Here is a 5,656-nt window from a genome sequence, read left to right as displayed (position 1 = left end):
ATGTATATTGTATACATAGTCTTTTTCATCATTCCAGCTTATGACATCAGTAAGATTGGAATCTGTAGGCGGAGAAGATGCAAAGAATGGAGTATCATCAAGTTGCGTTACATTAATTGAAACTGGGATCGTCACCATTTGTGGAAGTGAATTTTGTGCTCCCCCGTTGTCAATGACTCCTATCGAAAAATAATCCAAACCAGAATAGTTAGAGTCGGGAGAATAACTTAATTGAAACCCATTTTCGTTAATCTGAGCATGACCATTCTCAGGGGCACTAACAATGGACCAAATTAGTTCGCTTGCTAAAGATTCATTATCAGTGGCAGATAGGAAGTTATCCCAATGCTTAGAACTATCTTCCACCACCTCAGCTGAAATAGTAGTAAAATTAGGTACTGGAGGTTGATTCAGATAGTTTACCTCCAATGTGAAACTTGTTGAGGTGTTAAGGTTATCAATAAGACTTTTTATATTAGCACCCATTTCATATGAACCAATTTGGTCGACACTGGGTTGGCCGAAAAAGCGAAAGGTTCTAGAAAATTGTGACTCGGATAGCATTTCCTTGCTCAACCAAGGTGGCATACCGGATATGATTAATTCAGTAGTATTAATTCCATCTCCATCTTCATATGAAAGAAGAAAATCAAACTTTTCATTTTCTACTGAAATTGTCCCTTGAGGAATTTCTAAAAATAGAGGCGTATCCGCAACGCTCTCGACTGCAAATTCGATAATCGCTTCCACAGCAGTGTAACCATCAGTTGCTTCCAAGATAATTTTATCTGATCCAAAGAAATGCTTAGCAGGAATATAAGTTAAGTCAGAAATAGTGCCATTAATACCCTTCGAAAAAATGAATCTTCCATTTTTGGGAGATTGCACAACATTCCATCGAACCTGCACTTCATCTATCGAGTTAACTCTTAACAGGGATAAGCTCCAATTTGAATCTTCTGTTAATTCAACGCTAGTTGGTACTAAATCCAAGAACTCCAATGGTTGAAGTTCACTTAATACCTCCAGGATATATTCTTGGTTTACTGTGGTATTTCCATCGGATAATTCAAGATGTATCGGTACATCATCCATTGATTGGGGAAAGCCTTTAAATGTCCAAGTCCGCTGAGTCGATTGGACTAAGGACAACCAGTCAGGTAAATTGGTTAACGACTTCAATGTCAGTATATCTGATTTATCTGGATCTATTCCCTCAACAATAAATTCCCATGGTTCATTAATAAGTAAGCCGGGAAAAGGTTGGCTTCCAAAACTGGGAGGGTCAGCCCGATTATCAACTAGAAAGTCTATCGTTATTGTATCAAAAGATAGCGTATCAGATTCTTCATAAACCAAAACTTCCAAGGTATCTTTTCCGCTAAAGTTTCCATCTGGTTGGTAGGAGAACTGGGCATTAGTAGAATTTTGAGTAATCTCATTAATATTCCCAAAACTAGGTAATTTAGAAATTTCCCACGATAAACTAGAAGAATTGCTATCTGGGTCATCTGCAGTTAACTCAAAAACTATCGGACCCACATCTTCAATCCCATTAAAGTTAATATAGTTTTGGGAAACATCTAGATAACTAATGACAGGAGGGTAATTCTCAGGGATTACATCAATTGTAATTGATTGACTAAACTTACCCCCATTTTTGTCAGATACGGTAACAAAGAAACTCTGACTGGATTCTTGATAATCACTTCGAGAGGGTTTACCAAAAATAGTTCGAACATTATCAAAATTAAGCCAACCTGGCAGATTTTGAAAAGTTAAATGGCTTAGGTCACCGTCTCCATCGTAAATGTTAAAGGTGTGCCTGTATGTTACTCCCTCCAAAGCAGTACCTAATGGATCATCTGAGGTTATAATAGGAGAGGAATTGAGGGATTCAATAGATAGGTTGATTGTAAGGTCATGCGTTTTTGGGGTTCCTACATGATTGTCTGAAAAACGAACTGTGAATGAATCATCACCCCAAAAGTTAAAATTGGGAAAGTATTTTATAGAGTTTCCATTATTTTCGAAAGTATCATGAATTGATAAGAATCCACTACTGGGACTCTGTAAAACCTGCATTCTAACTACATCATTATCTGCATCAGAAACTTGTAGATTAGATATTAAAGTATTCCAGTCTTCTAATGAAAAATTTTCCAATAAGTTGAGCGATAAAGTAGATGGACTAGACAATCCGTTTCCATTGTAGGAAATCAAGGGGGCTGCATTACTTTCGTGAACTTCTATGGTAAAAGCATTATTAATAACTGTATTTCCATCAGAAAGACTAAAGCCAAGGCTAAAGTTTCCTTCTTGCAGTGGTATCCCTTCAATCAAGAAATTTTCTAGGGTGAGTCCACTGGGTAAAGAACCATTTACTAAGGTTAACTGTAAGGTATCTGCGTCCGGATCAAAAACTTCGATTCGATGAGAATAAGACTCTCCAACGGTTGCATCCGGCAGAGATAAGCCTGAATCTGAGAAAACTGGTGGGTCTTGAATCGGATCAAGTATGACTGAAAAATCATGTAAGATTCGTTGCCCTTGACTAATTGCCTGTAGGTTAAAAGAAATCGAACCAGAGAGGTCACCTGGAGGCATAAATTTAAATACTCCCGAAGACGTATTTATATCAAAAGTGTTTTCAGGCACATCAGTGGAGTTGATTTCCCAAGCAATTAGGCTTTCCTCAAGAAATGGATGGGAAGCATTAAAATCAATCTCGATTACCCCGATGTCCTCAAAAGTGCTATGAGAAAAAAAAGAATTGTTCTCGAAAAAGGGCGGAAGAATGGGAAGGGAGGAAAAATCCCAAGCGGGATTATGAAAAACCTTAACAGCTCCAGAACTTTGCTGAATGGAAGACTCGCCGGGAAGACCAATGGCAAGAACACCATCCTGGACTGATAAGTAAATTTCTCCTGCGTTGTTAGGGTTTGAAATATACTCATCCAACTTGATTGTTTCTTGTAACTCCCAATTTAATGAACTTTCGGACTTACAATAAATATATACTTCTCCGCGAACACCTGCATTTGGAGCAGCAATAAAAATAAAATCCCCAGATGAGACGAAAGATTCGGCAAACTTCTGATTCGATTCAACCATCGGAGGTAATATTTTACTAAGCTCTAGAACCTCCAAGGATTCAGCATCGTATTGAAAGACAAACAAAACTCCTGAATCTGAAATTAAACCATCACCAAAAGGAGCACCTATAAAAATAAGATCCTTATTCAAGTAAACAGAATGCCCAAAACGATCTCCACTGTTACGATCACTTGGTAGGATTTTAATTTGGCTAGTTGAGTTTCCCTCAATTTTGAAAATATATGCGGAACCAGATTCTTCCCTGATTAGGTCATTCTCCCCAGGAGCACCAACAAGGAGTAGGTCGTCATCAAAATGAAGAGATTGGCCAAACTCATTCGCAAATTGTGATACCACTGGTTTGAGGTTTTCGAATAAAGGTATTGTTTGTGAAGGACTGAATTCATAAATAGATACTGATCCCCCGCTAGGATTGGTCATGGACAAGGAACTAAATGCTAATTTTGAGCCAGAAATTGAAGACGACCAGCCAAGTAAATCTCCTGAAGTTGATCCTTGTGCAATTTCAATTGGGGACTGCTGGGGATTACCATAACTAAGTAGCTTTCCCAAAAAGGAATCTGCGTTAGGAACTCCTGCTAGAAAAAGTGAGGAATTCAAATCAGTGGAAATTGAAGAACCAAAACCAACATTTCCGCTTAAAGGAGAGGAAATCGATAATTCATGATAATATTTAACGTCGTCATTGAAACTGAATTGTTCAATTAAACCTTCGTTGTTATTGAAACCAGGAGCACCTACTAATATTTTCCCCTCAAAACCAATTTCTACACTGCTACCAAACTTAGCAAATTGTTGAGGGTTTTGCATTTTTAAAAGATCGAAATCGAGATAAGGAATAATATTAATTTCTCCATAAACATTTGGGGATTCTAAATTTTTGTAAAGGAGGGTACTTGGAGTGCTTGCTGATGCTTTAAGTAAGATGTACTGATTTTCTCCACTTATTTTATTTCCAAATAATTCATCCCCAACAAAGATCGACCCATTTGCTTCAGTGATGGTAAACTCAGCACCACTTGCTTCAAAAAGATAGAAACAATTTTCAAATAAATTCAAGGTGGGGAATATTTCCCCGTTATTAGAAAAAGAACTTTGATTGGTATCCCAGCTAAATGAATAACTCTGCTGGATTTGAGCAAAGAGAAAACTTTGGCCTAAAACTAGGTACAAAAAGTAAGATTTTTTATTCAACCACAAAGGAAATAAGCGAAAAGGAACAGCCACATGCAAATACACTTTAATTGAAGAAATAAGAGACATACAGTTACATTAAAGACACATCATTGTGCCAATAATATAAACTCAACTAACTTTGCTTTTTTTGCAAAGTATTAAAAGGGTAAAGTATGCGGGTAATATAAGAACAAATTATGCAGGAACAACATCTGCAATCAATTCTACTGGATACTCCGAAGAAAGGAGATTTAATAAATAAGGAGTGGGTACAAAATCTTGTAAGATTTTGTGGGTTTGACCATTTTTATGAATTTGAACAGAAGTTACCAAAATTTCCGGAGTCTTGGGTGGTGCATAAAGAATATCATCATGAGAGGCATTTTGTCTCGAATTAAAAAGTTCGGGAGTCAAGTTTCCTCCAAGATGATCACTTCGGCCTGTTGCAACATGGCAAGTTCCAAGAATTTTTTCGTCTTGAATATCACAACCAGAAAAAGGAAGCAATTGAGTGCCAAATCCGAGCTCACCAATAATTCCCGTGGCGGGATCCTCGTTAAGCTGGGTATTTCTTTGGGCAACAAGGTTAGTATCTCCACGAATCAATCTAGCAGAAGTGATAGCACCATCATTAACAATCATTTCGGCTAGAGTGCCATCTGAAAAACGAAAAGGAAATGACCCTGAAGCACCTGATGGAACAAAATAAACTTCACCGGCTGGAAGATTAGCAACATCTGGAGTACCTGTAGGGCAAATACCATGGCTTTTTTGGGCAACTTGTTGGCTGCAATCGATTCTCAATTCGTAATTTTCCCCCAAACAATCGAAGGAAAGATCGAAAAAATCAGCACGGTCTAAAACACCTCTAAATAGTTCTGCTTGTCTACTCACCTTGAGGTAGTCAATGCTAAGGCCAGAATTCAAGATAATATCATTAACTCCGTGAAGGGTTGCCCCGCGGAAATTAAATTTCTTAGCCATTGCTGTTAGTGGGGCTGTCAAAGAATAATCGGTTATAGCTAAAATTAGATCATATTTGGGGCAAATATCATCTGTGAATGTAAGCTTATTACCTGAGATATCAAAAAGTTCATTTTCGGGATCTAAATTACTACCACCAGTAGTTTTGAAAGAAAACAAATCGCAAGAAGAAATATTTAATTTTTTTCCTAGATCCCCGCCCAGAGGTTCATAGAAATGAGTGACTGCTCTTTTTTGTACCTCTAAACCTTCCGATTCAAGAAACTTTTTACCAATGACTAGGGTTGGGTCGTCCAAATCGATTAAAACACAACACTTGATTGAATCGGAGGGTAGATCAAAGCAAGTTTGTAAAAGACGCTCGAGTGAAAAAGGATCA

The 5,656-nt window shown here is 37.6% G+C and carries 2 protein-coding genes; both read right to left on the bottom strand.

Going from position 1 to position 5,656, the window contains the following annotated elements; translation table 11 throughout:
* A partial coding sequence (locus ACKPQ4_RS05640; RefSeq protein ID WP_407680225.1) for an Ig-like domain-containing protein occupies nucleotides 1-4,380 on the bottom strand: 4,380 nt, incomplete at its 3' end.
* A 108-nt stretch (nucleotides 4,381-4,488) separates the two neighbouring features.
* Nucleotides 4,489-5,656: M29 family metallopeptidase (locus ACKPQ4_RS05635; protein ID WP_407680224.1), on the bottom strand; the 1,168-nt coding region annotated here is incomplete at its 5' end.

The sequence above is a fragment of the Candidatus Chordibacter forsetii genome, from assembly GCF_964187505.1.
GTDB lineage: Bacteria > Verrucomicrobiota > Verrucomicrobiia > Opitutales > Seribacteraceae > Chordibacter > Chordibacter forsetii.
This window is presented reverse-complemented; position numbering and strand designations above follow the sequence as displayed.